The sequence below is a fragment of the Pedobacter antarcticus genome, from assembly GCF_900103515.1.
Classification (GTDB): Bacteria; Bacteroidota; Bacteroidia; order Sphingobacteriales; family Sphingobacteriaceae; genus Pedobacter; species Pedobacter antarcticus.
In genome coordinates, this window is the sequence record NZ_FNGZ01000001.1 from 300,784 (window position 1) to 320,633 (window position 19,850).

Consider the following 19,850-nt stretch of genomic DNA (forward strand, 5'->3'; position numbering starts at 1 on the left):
GTAGCCAAATACAAAAATCCATATGAAAACCAAAATCTTCTTGTTGTCTGTTTTCCTGACTTCATTATTTTCTTTGCCAACACTATCGGCCCAGTCAATTCTTCGGCCGGTTCAGTTGAGATGCGAATACCTGGAAACACCTCTGGGTATAGATGCAAAATACCCACGCTTAATGTGGAAATTAAAAGACAGCAGGCAGGGGGCAAAACAAACTGCCTATCAGATTCAGATTAGTACCGATTCTGTATTTTCTGGTACATCCAACAGAGCAGAAGTTTGGGATTCAGGGAGGAAAACCTCCGCAGACAACCTGGTCTCTTATAATGGTAAACCACTGGAAGCATTTACTAAATATTTCTGGCGCGTAACGATTTGGGATAAAGACGGAAAACAAGCAGCACCCGTGATGTCCAGTTTTGAAACCGGAATGGTGGATATGAAGAACTGGCAAGGCAATTGGATTAGTGACCGCGGTGATATCAATAAATTACCAGCACCCTATTTCCGCAAATCTTTTAATGCGGGCAAGACTGTAAAATCTGCCAGGGCGTATATCGCTGCCGGTGGGCTTTATGAATTGTATCTGAATGGAAAGAAAGTTGGAAATCACCGTCTTGACCCCATGTATACTCGCTTTGACCGCAGAAATTTATACGTAAGTTATGACGTTACCCCGCAGGTAAAGAACGGAGATAATGCGATAGGTGTGTTGCTGGGTAACGGATGGTATAACCATCAGTCTCTTGCAGTCTGGAATTTTGATAAGGCGCCATGGCGTAACAGACCAACATTCTGCCTGGATCTTCGCATTACCTATACGGATGGTACGACAGAAGTTGTTTATACAGATCAAAGCTGGAAAACACATGACAGTCCTATTGTTTTTAACAGTATTTATACAGCTGAACATTATGATGCCAGGCTGGAACAGAAAGGATGGAATACTGCTGGATTCGATGACAGTAAGTGGAAAGGATCTTCTTTGCGTGCTGCTCCTTCAAGAAATGTGGTTAGCCAGGCTATGCATCCCATTAGAAATGTAGAAACTATTCCGGCGAAAAGCATTAAGAAGATCAACGATACGACCTACCTGTTTGATCTGGGAAGAAATATCGCTGGCGTGAGTCAGATTAAAGTGAGGGGAGAACGCGGAACACGATTAAGTATTGCACATGGAGAACGTCTTAAACCAAACGGACGGCTGGATTTATCTAACATAGACGTGTATTACAAACCGGTATCCAGCAATGATCCCTTTCAAACTGATATATTTACCTTAAGTGGTGAAGGCGAAGAAGAATTCATGGCTAAGTTTAATTACAAAGGATTTCAGTATGTTGAAGTAACCAGTAATAAACCTGTTCAGCTGGATCAAAAGAGTATTATCGGACATTTTATGCATAGCGATGTACCGGTAACCGGAGAGGTGAAAAGTTCGAGTGAAATGATAAATAAATTATGGTGGGCCACCAATAACTCCTATTTATCCAATCTTTTCGGTTATCCGACAGACTGTCCTCAAAGAGAGAAAAACGGGTGGACAGGAGACGGGCATTTTGCGATTGAGACAGGACTGTACAATTTTGATGGGATTACTGTCTATGAAAAATGGCTTGCAGATCATCAGGATGAGCAACAGCCGAACGGTGTTTTACCCGATATCATACCAACTGGCGGTTGGGGTTATGGAACAGCAAACGGTACAGATTGGACAAGTACAATTGCAATTATTCCATGGAACATTTATATGTTCTATGGTGATTCCAGGTTACTGCACAACGTTTATCCGAATATAAAATCTTATGTGAACTACGTCACACAGATTAGCCCCAATGGATTAACTACATGGGGACGTGGAGACTGGGTACCTGTGAAATCTGAATCTCCGCTCGAGTATACCTCGTCGGTCTATTATTATGCAGACGCTGTGATTTTGGCAAAAGCAGCTAAGCTGTTCGGGTATGATAGCGATTATCAGGAATATACAGCATTGGCGGAAAAAATTAAAAAGGCTATAAATGATAAATATTTTCATGCTGAAAAAGGTATTTACGGAACCGGATTGCAAACAGAACTCAGTGTTGCCCTTTTCTGGGGCATTGTTCCTGAAGAGTTAAAAGCCTCGGTAGCAGAGAAATTAGCTGAAAGAGTGAAAGCAGACCATATGCACCTTGACGTAGGCGTGCTGGGTGCAAAGGCTATTTTAAATGCATTGAGCGAAAACGGACAGTCCGAGATTGCTTATCAGCTTGCTGTGCAGGATACCTACCCGTCATGGGGCTGGTGGATTGCTAATGGTGCCACTACACTTTATGAAAACTGGAATATACAGGCAGAGCGTGATATTTCTTTAAATCACATGATGTTTGGCGAAATTGGTGGTTGGTTCTTTAAGGGATTGGGTGGAATTATGCCGGATGAAAAAGCACCTGGATTTAAACATATCCGGTTAATGCCGCACTTCTCTGGCAATCTGGCCGAGTTCGAGGCGAGCCATAACGGTCCGCAGGGATTAATCCGTTCGTCCTGGAAGAAAAAAGGTAAGCAGGTTTCTTACCAGGTAACTGTGCCTGCAAATTCTTCGGCAACAGTCTATTTCCCACTTAAAGCTGGTCAGTCTGCCTGGTTGGGTAAAAAGAAGTTGCCAGCTCAGTTCGAGATTGAAGCTGGTGAGTATCAGTTCGTAATCAGATAACCGGTAACGGAACCACAAAAGACTCGAAAGGGAGTGCCTGTTTTTTACAGCACTCCCTTTTTTTGTTTTTATATCCTTTTTGCAGGATGGAGCAGGTTGCCGCAGCAGGAGGGTTGCTCTATTTTTAGGTAACCAAATATATTCTGATATGACAACCCAAAGAAATTTACACCAATGGATTTCTGTTGTGATCTGTGTAACTATACTCGCCTTTGGCAGTATTGATTCCGCATTTGCGCAACAGCATCGGGTTACTGGAAAGGTAACCGACAAAAACGATGGCAGCCCGATACCGGGCGTAACAATCAAAGTGAAAGGCAGCAATGCCGGTACCACCTCTAATTCCAATGGAGAGTACGTCTTGCAGACGAATAAAGAAGCGACTTTAACCTTCAGTTATGTGGGCTATGATGAACTTAGCCTGCAGGTTAATGGACAGTCTGCTTTGAGTGCAGTACTTGTTCCCAATAATCAGCGGCTGGATGAAATTGTTGTAATCGGTTACGGAACGACAACTAAAAAAGATGCAACCGGTGCGGTAGCGACATTATCTGCAGCACAAATCAAAGACATCCCTGTAAGTTCCGTAGACCAGAAATTAAAGGGACAAATACCAGGAGTACAAATCAGTACGACTACCGGAACACCCGGCGGTGGAACTTCCATCAAAATACGAGGTTCAGGTTCCATCGGAGCAGGAGACAATCCTTTGTTTGTCGTAGATGGATATCCAATTTCAAATACATCCGGGCAGGTCTCTAATCCACTGAACGTGATCAATCCAAACGATATAGAGTCTATTACAGTCTTAAAAGACGCTTCCTCTACCGCTATCTACGGGTCCAGAGGTTCCAATGGAGTTATCGTTATTACAACCAAGCAAGGTACCAGAGGAGCTCCTGCAGTAAATGTCAGCGCTTACACGGGCGTGCAGACTGTTCCTCAGAAAGGAAGACCTCAGATGCTTAACGCAACTGAATTTGCGCAATTTAGAAAGGATAAGATTATTGACGATTTTGCTTTCAGAGGTTTAACAGCTACTGATGCAGATATACCAGAGGCATTTAGAAATCCCGCCCAATACGGAGAAGGAACAAACTGGTACAATGAAATTCTGCATACCGCTCCCCAGCAAAGTATAGATGCAAGTATTAGCGGCGGATCAGAAAACTCTAAATATGCTTTCTCGTTAGGTTATCTCAATCAGGATGGGACACTAAAATATACCGGGTTTGAGCGGCTCTCCGTGCGTATGAATACTGAAAGCAAGATCGGTAAGAGACTAAGAATAGGTTTGAGCCTGGCACCAACACACAGCGTACAGAGACTGAATAGTTTTGAAAATGACTTTGTAGATGTATTAAGCCGCAGCCTTTGGCTTAGCCCGCTTGTTCCGTTGACCGATGGGAATGGGAACCGTACTCCCTATGTTATTTCACCAGATATGTATGCCGGGCCTAATCCATTAAATTCATTGGAATTTGCGGGTACAAAAAGCAAGAGCTTCAGAGGACTTGGAACTGCATTTGCTGAGCTGGAGATTATGCCTGGTCTGAAGGCGAGGTACAGCTTTAATGTAGACTACATTCAAAACTCATCTTTTGTATTTAACCCTTCTTTTGTGGGTGGTATTAATGCGCCGCCACCAGTAGTCCCCAATTCATCAACCAATAAATCAAATAGCTTCAACTGGCTCTCAGAAGCACTGTTAACCTACGATAAATCATTTGGAACAGATCACCGGTTAAATGCTGTACTAGGTTATAGTGCGCAGCAGGAGCGGGCAGAGTCTTTAAGCTTGTTTGCTGATAATTATCCCGACGATAAAATCCAGACTATTAATGCAGCGTCAATTATAAGTTCCTTTGGAGAGGACGTACAGAAATGGTCTATTATTTCCTATCTGGCCAGATTGAATTACTCCTACAAAGATAAATACCTCTTTACGGCCACCGTACGTACAGACGGATCCTCCCGTTTTGGACAAAATAACCGGTACGGAACATTTCCTTCTGCGGCACTTGCCTGGCGGGTTTCACAGGAAGACTTCATGAAAAACATCAGCTGGATCAGTGACTTGAAACTGAGAGGAACCTATGGTTTATCCGGGAATTATAATATTGGTAATTACACCTATATCACCAATATAGGCTCATCTAACTATGCCTTTGGCGGTAACCTTGCAGGCGGCAGAGTTCCTACATCACTTAATAATCCAAATTTAACCTGGGAAGAATCATCGCAGCTGGACCTGGGTATTGATATGGGGATAATGAAAGATCGTGTCAACTTTACGCTCGACTATTACCGCAGAATTACTAAAGGGATGCTTTATAATAGCGAAATACCCCTTTCTTCAGGTTATTCTAATGCTATTATAAATTCTGGAGAGATCGAAAACAAAGGTTTCGAATTTGGTATCACTTCCAGTAACCTGCAGGGTGAGTTTAAATGGAATACCAGTGCGAATATAGCCTTTAACCGTAATAAGGTACTGGCGCTGAATGAAAATAATGACCCGATTTTCAGCGGAAGGAGCGGTGAGGGTTCCTACCAGCATATTACCCAGGTAGGCCGCCCCGTTGGAGAGTTCTATGGTTATGTTTTGGAGGGGATTTATAAAAACCAGGCCGATCTGGATAACTCGCCGAAGCATGTAACCTCAGTTGTTGGATCTATAAAATATAAAGATGTCGATGGTAATGGGATTATAGAGGCTGTAAAAGATTTTGATGTGATCGGCTCGCCTCAACCTAACTTTATCTGGGGTTTAACCAACAATTTTGCTTACAAAGGATTTGACCTGAACATATTGCTGGTCGGTTCTCAAGGGGGGCAAATCCTCAAAACAGCCAATCAGTTCCTGTTAAATACCGATGGAATTTTCAACGTAGATCGTAAAGTATTAAACCGCTGGAGATCTGAAGCAGATCCAGGTGATGGGATGACCCCCACAACCAATGGTGCCAGGGTTATATACAGAGATGTCAATTCATCCTGGGTTGAAGATGCAAGTTTTATGCGCATACAAAATATCACACTTGGCTATAAAATAAATGAAAAATTGCTGGCCTCTTCCAAAGTCATTAAAGGTGCACGAATTTATACCAGCGTGCAAAATCTGGCGACATTCACTAAATACAGCGGATCGAATCCGGAAGTCAGCAGGAATACGATTTCAGGAAATGCGGTGAGCAATGCCTTGGTTCCAGGAGAAGACTTCACCAATTATCCATTGCCAAGAACATTCATTTTGGGCGTTAATCTGACATTTTAAAAAGACAGACATGAAGAATCATTTAAAAACTATTATAACAGGCATCTTTATGGTAAGTCTTGCGGCAGCAGGCTGTAAAAAGAGCTTTCTCGATCAGACGCCGGAGGCTTCTCTGGCTGGCAATAATTTCTATCAAACCGAAACAGATTTCAAACAAGCCGTGAATGGCGCGTATTCGTCCTTGCGCGAAATGGGGTCTGTTAATTACTGGTTGTTTGGAGAAATGCGGTCCGACAACACTTACTATCAATATAACCCGTCCGACAGAGGTTATGAACAACGTGAATTTATTGATCAGTTTCTCGTCGGTGCAACTGCAGAGCCGCTAAGTTCTTACTGGCAGCAGAATTATACGGCCATTGCCAGAAGTAATGAGATTATTTTCAGGATTGCAGACAAGCCCATCGCAGAGGAATTAAAGAAGCAGTATACTGGAGAAGCACTGTTTCTGCGTGCCTTCAATTATTTCAATCTGGTTAGACAGTATGGAGGAGTTCCTTTAAGACTCGAACCGACCAATTCCCCAGATGAAGCGCAATCTAAAGGCCGTGCATCAATAGACGAAGTATATGCACAAATTATCACCGACCTGAATGCCGCTGCAGAATTGCTTCCCGCAAAATATCCGGTAGCAGAAGCTGGCAGAGCAACAGCAGGTGCCGCGAGGACGGTACTAGGCAAAGTCTATCTCACCCAGAAGAAATATACCGAAGCGCTGACAGAATTCCGTAAAGTACAAGGACTAGGCTATGCACTGAGGGCGAAATATGCCGATGTATTCAGTCCTGCCAATAAAAACAATAGCGAATCTATATTTGAAATTCAATACCTTGGAGCTCAGCCAGCTCTGGCGAGTAACTTCATGTATCAGTTTGCACCCTGGAATTCACTGAGCATTGTTACAGGAGATGCAGGCACTACACTGGGCGGTGGAAATGGCTGGAACGTTCCAACGCAGGATATGATAGATGCTTACGAGCCCGGTGATCTTAGAAAAGACATCTCTCTGGCCGTTGGCTTCACTGATCTTAGCGGTAAATTTCAACCCAATCCATATGTAAAAAAATACAACCATGGTTTTGTTGACAGGGGTAGAACAGACGATAATTTTCCGCTGCTACGGTATGCAGATGTCTTGCTGATGATCGCGGAGTGTCTTAATGAACAAGGGTTTGCGGCCAACGGAGAAGCATTTTCTCTACTGAATCAGATCCGTGAACGGGCACAGTTGAAACCAAAAACTGCCGGTAACGCCGATCCGGTATTGCGTGTGGAGACACAAGAAGCATTTCGCCAGGCTTTACTTCAGGAAAGAAGGGTAGAACTGGCTTTTGAGAATCACCGCTGGTATGATCTTGTACGCGCAGGTAAAGCCGTTGAGGTAATGAACGCGCATGGGAAGAAAGAAATGGTTGGTAAGATAACGGTACCTGCGGGCTCTTACCAAGTCAATGCGGCTAAACTGTTACTACCTATTCCACAAAGAGAAATTAACCTGGATAATTTGACCCAGAATCCCCAATAAATAAAAAGAAGATGTTATGATGAAAAAAGAGCAGGTTACCCAGTTCTCCATTAGCAGAGCCGGTTCTGCCTTAATCCTGTTGAGTTCATTACTGAGCTCCGGGGTAATGGCACAGCAAATTCAAATAGAGGAGCTGAGAACAGAATACCAAAGCAATCCGATGGGCATAGACGAAGCCTCGCCGAGATTAAGCTGGAAAATCAAATCGGAACAACGTAATACCCTTCAGAAGAGCTACCAGATCAGGGTGGGGAAAGACTCTGCAGCGTTAATCAAGGGAAACCAGTTGTTATGGGACAGCGGGCAGCAACAGAACGAAACATCTGTACTGCTACCATATTCCGGCCCTGCGCTAGAATCTTCCACTAAGTACTACTGGCAGGTTAAAATAAAAGATAACCACGGAAATGAGTCTCCATGGAGTATGGTCAGGAACTGGCATACCGGTTTACTCAAGCCATCTGACTGGACAGCACAATGGATCGGCACTACAGCAACAGATACACTTGCAGGACCATCACCGATCTTTAGAAAGACTTTTAACGTCGACAATAATATCCGGACTGCAACACTTTACATAACGGCGCATGGGATCTATGAAGCCAGAATCAATGGAAAACGGGTCGGTAAAGACTATATGGCGCCCGGCTGGACAAGTTACCATCAACGGCTACTCTACCAGACCTATGATGTGAGTGACCTGGTAAAAAAAGGACAGAATGCTATTGGCTTCATGTTGGGCGACGGTTGGTACCGTGGTAACATCGGGTTTAATGGGCAGCGTAGTTTTTACGGCAAAAGACTAAGCGGATTGGCACAGCTGCAGATCACTTATCAGGATGGCAGCACTAAAACCATTAATAGCGATGGAACCTGGAAATTCAGTAAAGGACCGGTACTGTATTCCGATTTGTACAACGGCGAAAACTACGATGCGAGACGCGAGAAAGCAGGCTGGTCTTTACCCGGATATTCAGATACAGAATGGAAATCCGTCAGTATTTTACCGGCTGGACCAGAAAAATTGATGAGTAGCATTGCGCCCCTTGCCAGAAAACAAGAAGAGTTTAAGGTACTGAAGGTCATCCGGACACCTAAAGGAGAGACCGTTCTTGATTTCGGGCAGAATCTTGTAGGTTGGGTACAGTTTAGGATGGCTGGTAAAGCTGGTTCGGTAATTAAGCTTGAGCACGGCGAAGTGCTGGATAAAGAAGGTAATTTTTACGATGCCAATCTACGAACTGCAAAACAGCATGTTAGTTATACATTTAAAGGTTCAGGCACAGAGACTTATGAGCCGCATTTTACCTATCAAGGATTTCGTTATGTAAAAGTAACAGGGTTAAATGGTGCGGCAGACCCTGCTGCATTTAAAGCTATAGCCCTTTATGCTGATATGAAACCTACCGGCACTTTCAGTTCTTCTAACCCTTTGCTCAACCAGCTTCAGCATAATATCCAATGGGGGCAGAAAGGTAATTTCCTGGATGTACCAACCGATTGTCCGCAAAGAGACGAACGTCTGGGCTGGACAGGAGATGCGCAGGTCTTTTTCCGTACTTCCGCTTTTAATATGGATGTAGCTGGCTTTTTTACCAAATGGATGAAAGATGTAGCTGGCGACCAGTTGCCTAACGGAAGTATTCCATTTGTAGTGCCCAATGTAATGGGAGCTGACGCAACAGGATCTGCCGGATGGGGAGATGTAGCCACTGTAGTTCCATGGAATATGTATCTCTCTTACGGTGATAAAGACATCCTTACTAAACAATACCCGAGTATGAAAGCATGGGTAGATTTTATGCAGCAGCGCAGTAAAAATGATCTTTGGAATGTAGGTTTCCACTTCGGAGACTGGCTTTATTTTCATTTGCAGGATGATAGTGACGGGCGGTCTGCCGTTACCGATAAATATCTGATTGCACAATCGTTTTATGCCTACTCCACACAATTACTTATAAATGCTGCAGAGGTACTTGGCAATAAAGCAGATGTAGATAAATATAAAGAGCTGCTTGGACGTATTAAAAAGGCATATATCAAAGAATATGTAACGCCAAATGGAAGATTGGTGTCGGGTACACAGACGGCTTACGTACTTGCCCTGCAGTTTGATCTGTTGCCCGAAGATTTAAGGGCGCATGCAGTAGAACAGCTCGTGGCCAACATTAAAAATTACGGAACCCATCTGACCACAGGATTTTTGGGTACTCCATATCTGTGCGAAGTACTGACCAGATTCGGCCGGAATGATGTTGCCTATGAACTGCTGTTGCAGGAAACTTATCCTTCATGGCTCTATCCGGTGAAAATGGGGGCGACTACAATCTGGGAACGCTGGGATGGTATAAAACCTGACGGAACTTTTCAGACTACGGGAATGAATTCCTTCAATCATTATGCTTATGGTGCTATCGGCGACTGGATGTACCGTACAATTGCAGGTCTGGATATGGATATTTCCGGTCCTGGGTATAAAAAGATCAATATCGCACCACAACCAGGTGGTAAGCTTACCCAGGCTGCGGCGCAGCTTGACAGTCCCTATGGTTTAACGGGAAGTGACTGGAGTATTTCCGACGGGAAATTTAAAATCAAAGTAACTGTGCCGGCCAATACAACAGCACAGATTACTTTGCCAGGGGCTGCTGCCGCTGAAGTTTTGGAAAGCGGAAAAGCAATAGCCAGGGTAGAAGAAATCAACCAGGTCAAAAAATCAGGTAACGATTTAGTTCTGAAAGCCGGATCCGGCACCTATTCATTTGAATACACTTATAAATTGTAGATATTATAACCCTTAAACAGCGGAATGCATATTCCGCTGTTTAAACAAACCAGATATTACCAATGAATCAAGGTCAAAGACTAAAGCTTATCCTGCTATTGAGCTTATTTAGCTTTAACGGTTTGGCACAAAATATAACCAGTCCTTTTAACAATACTTCTGCCGGGCTGGAAGAAGGATTTCATAATCCACCAGACAGTATTCAGACCTCTATATACTGGTACTGGATGTCCGATAATATTTCGGCTGCTGGGGTAATTAAAGACCTGCACGCTATGAAAAAGGTAGGGATTAACCGTGCATTTATCGGAAATATTGGCTACCCATCCACGCCGTACGGAAAAGTGAAGCTGTTTTCTGAGCAATGGTGGGCAATCCTGGATACTGCCCTGCATACAGCCACGAAACTCAATATTGAGATCGGTATTTTTAACAGCCCTGGATGGAGCCAGTCCGGAGGACCATGGGTTAAAACAAGCCAGTCCATGCGCTACCTGACTTCCACCGAAAAAAAGGTGAAAGGCGGATTGAAGGTTAATATCAAACTGGATAAACCAAAAGATGAATTTCAGGATGTTAAAGTTCTTGCCTTTCCTGCGCCTGAAGGATATGGTCAGCATGTTTCCGGCTTAAAGCCAGTTATCAAAACAAATGTTGCTGTTTCTGGTGCAGCCGCGTTAGCTGACGGTGATTATACGCATACAGTTAAATTACCGGCAGGCCAGCCAGTACAGATTGATTTGAAGATACCTGGTAAATTCACAGCAAGAAGCCTGGTTATTTATCCTGCTCACCGTTCTTTAAAAGCTAAAGCCGAACTTCAGGTATTTGATGGAACTATCTATACGACAATTAAAAAATTTGATATTGATCGCAGCAATCCTGCGCTTAATGTCGGGTTCGACCCCTTTGCGCCTGTCTCGGTAAGCTTCCCTGAGATCGCTTCAGGAGACTTCAGATTAATCATCAGTTCCGCTTCAGAAGGATTCGGATTGAATGAAATTGAAATTTCAGCAGCTCCTGTTATCGAAGACTATTCTGGCAAGACACTAGCCAAAATGTTTCAGTCTCCATTACCTTACTGGAATGAATACCAATGGAAAGCACAGGCTGTAGTGGGTTCAAGTGCCATGCTTATCGATCCCGGGAAAGTTATCGATGTCAGTGCCGGATTATCTACGGACGGCAGTTTTATTTGGAAATTTCCTGCCGGTGACTGGATTGTAATGCGCACAGGCATGACGCCGACTAAGGTAACTAATAGCCCGGCCTCAGCAGAGGGAACCGGTCTTGAAGTAGATAAGATGAGCAAAGAACATATTGCCAGTCACTTCGACAGTTTTCTTGGAGAAATTCTCCGCAGGATTCCTGCAGAACACCGTAAAACGTGGCGGGTAGCTGTTGAAGACAGTTATGAAACAGGCGGCCAGAACTGGACAGATCAGATGCAGGAGAAATTTGTGGCGGCATATGGTTACGATCCGACTCCTTACCTCCCGGTTATCACTGGGAAAGTTGTAGGTAGTCAAGATCGTTCGGACCGTTTTTTATGGGATTTAAGGAGATTGATCGCCGACAGGGTGGCTTACGATTACGTGGGCGGCCTGAAGGCAATTAGCAATAAGCACGGACTAACCACCTGGCTGGAAAATTATGGACACTGGGGCTTTCCGGGAGAGTTTCTCCAATACGGCGGACAGTCCGATGAGATTGGTGGTGAATTCTGGTCTGAAGGTGAATTGGGAGATATTGAGAACCGTGCTGCATCATCAGCGGCGCATATTTATGGAAAAAATAAGGTGTCTGCTGAATCATTTACCGCTGGCGGTAAATCTTATGCCCGTTATCCCGCTCTGATGAAACAACGCGGTGATCGCTTTTTTTCTGAGGGCATTAACAATACCTTGCTGCATTTATTTATTCAGCAGCCAGACGAAAGGGTTCCGGGTATCAATGCTGAATTCGGCAATGAGTTTAACCGGCATAATACGTGGTTCAGTTATATGGATCTTTTTACAGCTTATCTTAAACGCTGTAATTACATGCTTCAGCAAGGTAAATATGTGGCAGATGTCGCCTATTTTATTGGTGAGGATGCACCGAAAATGACCGGTGTAACCGACCCAGCTTTACCGGCAGGGTACGCTTTCGACTATATCAATGCAGAAGTTTTAATGACCCGTACGGTAGTTAAAGACGGCCGGCTGGTATTACCGGACGGTATGAATTACGGCTTGCTCGTTTTACCAAAACTAGAAACTATGCGTCCCGAACTACTTGCAAAGATCAGAATTCTGGTTGAGCAAGGGGCAAATATTTTGGGGCCAGCCCCCTTCAGATCACCGAGCCTGCAGGGTTATCCAAATGCAGATCAAGAAGTTAAAAAGCTTGCTGCAGCGTTATGGGGCGGGGTGCCAGCTACAGAAAAATCATTCAGAAAGTATGGAAAAGGGCAGGTTATGCAGAACGTCGGTATGCAGGAGGCTTTAAATCAGTTGCAGATCAGACCCGATTTTAGTTTGACACAAGAAATACCCGTACTCTACATCCATCGCCGGCTTGCAGATAAAGACATATATTTTATCAGTAATCAAACTAGTAAAGAACTTCAGATCAGTCCTTCTTTCCGCGTATCAGGTAAGGAGCCTTCATTATGGGATCCGGTTCAAGGCGTTACCCGTGCGCTACCGGATTATATTGCGGCAGACGGTCAAATAACTGTTCCATTAAAACTTGCGCCCTTAGAAAGCTTCTTTTTAGTTTTCAAGGCAACAGAAAAGCAGCGGGTTCATAATCAGCGTCAAAATTTGCCATCGGAGCGCCGGATAGTTAAAAATTTCCCAGAATTACAACTCGTAAAGGAGCTGACAGGTAGCTGGGAACTTTATTTCGAAGATCAGCAGCGTGGACCAAAAAAAACCGTCGTGTTTAACCAACTAGAAGATTGGACAAAAAGAGCCGAAGACAGCATCAGATATTATAGCGGTACGGTCAGATATCAAAAAATGTTTACTCATAAACCTCATAGCGGATCAGAAAGAATAATCCTTGAGACGGGTGAAATACGGGGAATGGCGAAAGTTAAAGTTAATGGAAAAGAAATTGGCGGACTGTGGACTGCGCCATGGCGTATTGATATCAGCCCGGCATTAAAACCTGGTGAAAATAAGCTAGAAATTTTTGTAGTCAATACCTGGGTAAACCGGCTTATCGGGGATAGTATGCTGGAGCCAGAGCAAAGGACCACCTGGACCAGTGTCAATCCGTTTAAACCAGTAAATCAGCTGGAACCTTCGGGCCTGACTGGCCAGGTACGGTTGTATAGCCTGCCTGTTGCAGGGAAATAAATTCAGACAATATTAGAAAAATACATGATGATAGTTAATTTACGCGCCTTCCTTTTCCTTCTGCTACTGGTCATTTCAAGCAGTATTTACGCACAGCTTCCACCAGTTTTTAAAGGCAGAGACACCGCTGGTATTTCCAGAGACCCCAGAACAAGGATGTATTTGAGTCCGACCCGTATTCTCTGGAAATCAGATAGTAGTGGTACTTATGTTAAAGATGCACATCAACTTTTGAAACCCGGTAACGGACAAGCAGAACTGGTCAATAAAGATCTGGTTACTTTAAAAAATGACGGCGTACATCAACCTGGTATCCTGCTGGATTTTGGCAAAGAAATACATGGGGGTATCCAGTTGGTCACTGGGTTAATGGCAAATCAAAAACCGCTTAAAGTGCGTATTCGTTTTGGGGAATCAGCTACAGAAGCAATGTCAGATATTGATACTTTGAGCGGTGCAACCAATGATCATGCGATCCGCGACATGATCGTAGAGCTGCCTTGGCTAGGCGGCATGGAGTTTGGCAATACAGGATTCAGGTTCGTCAGGATCGACCTGATAGATCCGGGAAGAGAGCTCTTGTTGAAAGAAGCCAGGGCTATTTTCGTCTACCGGGATATCCCGTATAAAGGCTCCTTTCACAGCAGTGATGAGCGGTTAAACGAGATTTGGGCAACAGGCGCCTATACCGTTCATCTGAACATGCAGCAATACCTCTGGGATGGAGTTAAAAGAGACAGGTTGGTCTGGGTAGGTGATATGCATCCTGAAGTAATGACTATTAATAGTGTTTTTGGCTATAACGAAGTAGTTCCGCAGAGCCTGGATCTCATTAGAAATGTTAATCCTTTACCATCCTGGATGAATGGAATCAGTTCCTATTCTATGTGGTGGATCAGGATTCAGCGGGATTGGTTTAAATATCAGGGACGCAGAGACTACCTGGAAGCACAGCGCGGTTATCTGGTAGATTTACTGGGACATCTGATTAGTAAGATTAACGGTAATCAGGAGGCACTCGATGGAAATCGTTTTCTGGATTGGCCATCCTCAGAGAATAAAGCGGCCATACATGCTGGTTTACAGGCTATGATGATTATGACCTTACAGGACGGTGCCGAACTTTGCCGGGTTCTGGGTGAAGAAAAAATGGCAGTCCGTTGTGATCAGGCCATTTCCAGGTTGAAAAAACATGTACCTGAAATTGGCGACAGTAAACAGGCTGCCGCTTTAATGGCTATGGCAGGTCTGATTCCCGCAAAAAAAGCGAATGAATATCTGAAAATCGGAGGCACCAAAAACTTCTCGACTTTTTATGGCTATTACATGTTGCAGGCGAAAGCCAAAGCAGGAGATTATCAGGGTGCGATTGATAATATCAAAGAATACTGGGGCGGTATGCTCGATCTAGGCGCCACTACTTTCTGGGAAGATTTTGATTTAGACTGGACAAAAAATGCGGGCCGGATCGATGAGCTTGTTCCTGCCGGAAAAATAGATGTACATGCCTGTTACGGAGCTTACTGTTATAAAAACCTAAGACACAGTCTGGCACATGGATGGGCTTCCGGGCCTACGGCCTGGCTTACAGAACATGTTTTAGGTATTCAGGTTCTGGAACCAGGTAGTAAAGTTATTCAGGTGAGGCCACATCTTGGAGACCTGACCTTTGCACAGGGGAGGTTTCCGACTCCGCATGGTCTTGTTACCGTAAAACACACACGGTTGGCGGACGGTGAAATTAAAACAGAGATTGATGCGCCGGAAGGCGTTCGTATCGTCAGGTAAAACGAAAAGATTTAGCTAATCAAAAATGAACATACACACAAAATAAATAATAAATGAAACCAGTAGATTATTTTAAATTTATTAAAGTCGATGACTATTCTGCAACCCCAAAATATTTACAGCTGAGTGATTCCATCATAGAGGCAGTTGAGCAGGGTCTGCTGTTAAAGAATGATATTCTACCATCTATAAATGAGTTGAGCTGTGTTCTGGAAATATCAAGGGATACTGCAGAAAAAGGTTATAAGTATCTGAAAAATAAAGGCGTAATTGTTTCTGTGCCGGGGAAGGGATATTATATAGATCAAACTGATTTCAAAAAGAAGGTCAAAATATTTCTGTTATTCAATAAGCTTTCAGTCCATAAAAAGATGATATATGACTCCTTTGTCAGCGCACTGGGGGAAGATGCAACGATAGATTTCTATATCTATAACAATAATTTTGCGCTCTTTAAAAAGCTGATCCAGAATAAGCGCACAGTTTATACCCATTATGTAATTATCCCACATTTCGTAGAGGGTGGGGAAATGGCTCATGAAATAATAAACACGATACCGCCGGAGAAACTAATCCTGCTGGATAAAAAGATACCGGGTATTACAGGGGAGTATTCAGCGGTATACGAAGACTTCGAAAAAGACATCTATAATGCGCTTGGGGAAGCCAGGGATGCTTTAGCGAAATATCATACCTTGAAGATTGTCTTTCCAAAACACAGCTATTTTCCAAAGGAAATTATCAATGGATTCAGGCGGTTCTGCCAACAGTATGCATTTAATCACGCAATTGTCCATGAAATGAAAAACGAGAAGATCACAGCCGGAGAAGCCTATATTATTCTGGTCGAAGATGATCTTGTTGTATTGATGGAGAACGTATTAGCGTGGGATCTGACGGTTGGTAAGGAAGTCGGTATTATTTCCTACAATGAAACTCCGCTTAAGAAATTCCTGCTTAACGGAATAACGACAATTTCAACAGATTTCAAGATGATGGGGACAATGGCAGCGGCAATTGCGCTGGGACATTCCGTTCAAAGTTATGCTGCCCCTTTCAAGCTTCAGTTAAGAAAATCCCTTTAATTTCAAAAAAGAGCTGTGGGGCAGGACAGTCAATGACAGTTAAGCCGGGCTAAAAAATTAATATCGCTGAATATTCTAACCAAATAAAGAACTTATGCAAATTATACTCGGTGTGTTATTCCATTTTATTGGTGGTTTTGCGTCTGGCAGTTTTTATATCCCTTTTAAAAAGGTCAAAGGATGGGCTTGGGAGAGCTATTGGATAGTGGGCGGCATTTTCTCCTGGTTAATTATCCCACCACTGGCTGCTTACATGACTATACCAGATTTTTCGGCGATAATTAGCCATACGTCTGGTAATATATTGCTTTTCACCTATCTGTTTGGTGTGTTATGGGGTATTGGAGGGTTAACCTACGGATTAGGTGTCCGGTATCTTGGCGTGTCACTGGGAAGTTCAATTATCCTGGGACTAAGCTCTGTCTTTGGTGCTTTATTGCCCTCGGTTTATTACAATTTCTTTCCAAAAGCAGGAAAGGATACATTCACAGATATGATCAGCAGCCCCTGGGGACAGCTGGTTATCCTTGGACTTGCCGTTTGTGTTGTTGGTATTATCATCTGCGGAAAGGCAGGTATGGCTAAGGAAAAGGATCTTGAAGGGCAGCACCCGACCGCAGAAAGCAAGGAATTTAAAATAGGATTGGGACTAACCGTAGCCGTTATTTCAGGGATTCTGAGTTCCTGCTTTGCCTTTGGTATAGATGCTGGGAAAGATATGGCGCATGAGGCCAATTTATATTGGCAAACGCTGCACCCCGGAGAAGGTGAATTTTTATTTCAGAATAATGTAACTTATGTTATTATACTTTGGGGTGGGTTGACCACCAATTTGTTTTGGTGTATGGTACTGAATACCAGAAATAAAACATTTAAAGATTATACGAATACCCAAACACCTTTGGTATCAAATTACATCTTTTCTGCCCTTGCCGGAATTACCTGGTTTTTACAGTTCTTCTTTTACGGTATGGCAGAGAGTAAATTAGGTAACGGTGCAAGTTCCTGGATTCTGCATATGGCTTTCATTATCCTGGTAGCCAATGTTTGGGGGCTGGTTCTTAAAGAGTGGACTGCTGTGAGTAGAAAAACTTTCAATACCGTACTAGTCGGAATAGCATGTATTATCCTTTCCATTCTGATTGTAGGGTATGGAAATTCAATTAAATAGAAAAAGAAATCAAATTAAATTTTATGTCTGACGAAAAAGACCGTTTCAAGCACGTCAATTATTTATGGGACAAGGCAGAAGCCGATAAACTGGAAGGTGATGAGGTTGGCCTGCTCATTTACAGGTCTAACTTATTAGGGGCCGACCTGAGACTAACAAATTACGGCGGTGGAAATACCTCCTGCAAAGCTATAGCAGCCGACCCGCTTAGTGGCGATCCGGTCGAAATCATGTGGATTAAGGGTTCAGGAGGCGATATAGGGACACTCAAACGCAATGGCCTGGCTGCATTATATGTAGAACGGTTACGTGAGCTGCGCAAAGTATACCGGGGAATCGCACATGAAGACGAAATGGTAGAGTTATTCAACCATTGTATTTACGACCTGGATTCCCGTGCGCCTTCAATTGATACGCCACTTCATGGCTTTTTACCCTTCAAACACATTGATCATCTGCACCCGGATGCTGCTATTGCAATTGCAGCGGCGAAAGATGGGAAGAAGATTACAGAAGAATTATTTCAGGGTCAGATAGGCTGGGTTGACTGGCAAAAACCAGGATTCGACCTCGGACTGCAACTGAAACAATGTCTGGATGAGAACCCGGGTATCCGGGGTATCATGCTTGGATCACACGGATTGTTCACCTGGGGCGACACAGCTTATGAAAGTTATGTGAATACTCTGGAAGTGGTAGAAAAATGCGCCGCTTATCTGGAGGAAAATTTCGGTAAGAAATCTCCCGTTTTCGGTGGTCAGCGGATCAGTTCCGCATCTTTAGAACAACGCAGAAATCAGGCAGCAGTTCTTGCGCCCGTTTTGAGAGGATTCTGTTCTAGTGAACGTCATATGATTGGGCATTTCAGCGATGATGCGCGTGTTCTGGAGTTTATTAATTCCCACGACCTGGAACGTTTGGCGCCGCTGGGTACGAGTTGCCCCGATCATTTTCTGCGTACTAAGATCTCCCCTTTGGTACTGGAACTCGAACCGGATGAAGATCTGCGGGATACTGAAGCAGTCAAAAATAAGCTGAAAGGTGCATTTGAAGCCTATCGTGAAATGTACAGAACTTATTACCAGACCTGTAAACAGGAGAATAGCCCGGCTATCCGCGATGCCAATCCTGTTATTCTGCTTTACCCTGGCATCGGACTGTTTTCTTTTGCGAAAGATAAGCAGACAGCCAGGGTGGCAGCTGAATTTTATACCAATGCAATTAATGTAATGAAAGGAGCGGAAGCAATTTCAAGCTATACCGCACTACCGCGTCAGGAAGCCTTCAATATTGAATACTGGTTGCTCGAAGAGGCTAAGCTACAGCGGATGCCTAAACCTAAAGCACTCTCCGGAAAAATAGCATTAGTTACCGGAAGCGCAGGCGGAATAGGCAAAGCAATTGCTAAAAAGTTTGTCGAAGAAGGAGCTGTTGTATTGATCAACGATAACGATGCTGCGCGACTGGAACAGGCCGTTGCAGAGTTTAGTGCCAATTACGGGAAAGATGCGTTTGCTTCTGCCTTGCTAGATGTAACCAGTCAGGCGGCTATCACACAAGCATTCGCAGAATCAGCTATCGCTTTCGGCGGTGTGGATATTGTGGTTAACTGTGCCGGGTTATCGATATCCAAGCCAATTGAAGAGCATACCGACAAAGACTGGGATTTATTATATGATGTATTGGTGAAAGGACAGTTTAATGTAACTAAGGAAACTGTTTTAATGATGCGTAAGCAGGGAACCGGAGGTGATATTATCAATATAGTTAGTAAAAATGCACTAGTCTCAGGACCAAACAACGCAGGATATGGTTCTGCGAAAGCCGCTCAGTTACATTTGAGCAGGTTGAATGCTGCTGAATTAGGCGCAGATCAGATTCGGGTGAATGTTGTAAATCCGGATGCCGTCATTTCAGACAGTAAGGTTTGGGAAGGTGACTGGGCCGCCGGCAGGGCTAAAGCTTACGGGGTTAAAGTAGAAGACCTGCCCGCATTTTACGCTAAAAGGACTTTGTTGAATCAAATTATTCTGCCGGAAGATATAGCGAATGCTTGTTTTGTCTTTGTCGGAGGACAGCTGAATAAATCAACAGGTAATGTATTAAATATTGATGGCGGGGTTGCCATGGCATTTGTGAGGTAAGGAAGCCTAAAATTGAAGAATTAAAAAGAGGAC

General features: G+C 43.8%; 9 protein-coding genes. All 9 read left to right on the top strand.

Features of this window, described 5'->3' with window-relative positions; genetic code table 11:
* The first annotated feature begins 22 nt into the window (after nucleotides 1-22).
* The 9 genes from BLR53_RS01245 (at nucleotide 23) to BLR53_RS01285 (ending at nucleotide 19,817) form a co-directional block, all read left to right on the top strand.
* Nucleotides 23-2,695, top strand: a complete 2,673-nt coding sequence (locus tag BLR53_RS01245; protein WP_074586441.1) for an alpha-L-rhamnosidase — start codon at nucleotides 23-25, stop codon at nucleotides 2,693-2,695.
* A 148-nt stretch (nucleotides 2,696-2,843) separates the two neighbouring features.
* Nucleotides 2,844-5,972 carry a SusC/RagA family TonB-linked outer membrane protein gene (locus BLR53_RS01250; protein WP_143007794.1) on the top strand — a complete coding sequence of 1,043 codons (3,129 nt, stop codon included), beginning with the start codon at nucleotides 2,844-2,846 and terminating at the stop codon, nucleotides 5,970-5,972.
* 10 nt (nucleotides 5,973-5,982) lie between these two features.
* Nucleotides 5,983-7,497, top strand: a complete 1,515-nt coding sequence (locus BLR53_RS01255; protein WP_074586444.1) for a RagB/SusD family nutrient uptake outer membrane protein — start codon at nucleotides 5,983-5,985, stop codon at nucleotides 7,495-7,497.
* 16 nt (nucleotides 7,498-7,513) lie between these two features.
* Nucleotides 7,514-10,282, top strand: a complete 2,769-nt coding sequence (locus BLR53_RS01260; protein ID WP_244889430.1) for a glycoside hydrolase family 78 protein — start codon at nucleotides 7,514-7,516, stop codon at nucleotides 10,280-10,282.
* Nucleotides 10,283-10,344: 62 nt separating this feature from the next.
* Nucleotides 10,345-13,629 carry a glycosyl hydrolase gene (locus BLR53_RS01265; RefSeq protein ID WP_074586448.1) on the top strand — a complete coding sequence of 1,095 codons (3,285 nt, stop codon included), beginning with the start codon at nucleotides 10,345-10,347 and terminating at the stop codon, nucleotides 13,627-13,629.
* Between the two features lie 24 nt (nucleotides 13,630-13,653).
* On the top strand, nucleotides 13,654-15,417 hold the full coding sequence (locus BLR53_RS01270; protein WP_244889431.1) for an alpha-L-rhamnosidase-related protein: 1,764 nt from the start codon (nucleotides 13,654-13,656) through the stop codon (nucleotides 15,415-15,417).
* Between the two features lie 53 nt (nucleotides 15,418-15,470).
* On the top strand, nucleotides 15,471-16,502 hold the full coding sequence (locus BLR53_RS01275) for a GntR family transcriptional regulator (protein WP_037444623.1): 1,032 nt from the start codon (nucleotides 15,471-15,473) through the stop codon (nucleotides 16,500-16,502).
* Between the two features lie 94 nt (nucleotides 16,503-16,596).
* Nucleotides 16,597-17,673, top strand: a complete 1,077-nt coding sequence (rhaT, locus tag BLR53_RS01280; protein WP_074586450.1) for an L-rhamnose/proton symporter RhaT — start codon at nucleotides 16,597-16,599, stop codon at nucleotides 17,671-17,673.
* Nucleotides 17,674-17,696: 23 nt separating this feature from the next.
* A complete protein-coding gene (locus BLR53_RS01285) occupies nucleotides 17,697-19,817 on the top strand; it encodes a bifunctional aldolase/short-chain dehydrogenase (RefSeq protein WP_074586453.1) in 2,121 nt (706 codons plus the stop codon).
* The last annotated feature ends 33 nt before the right edge of the window (nucleotides 19,818-19,850 follow it).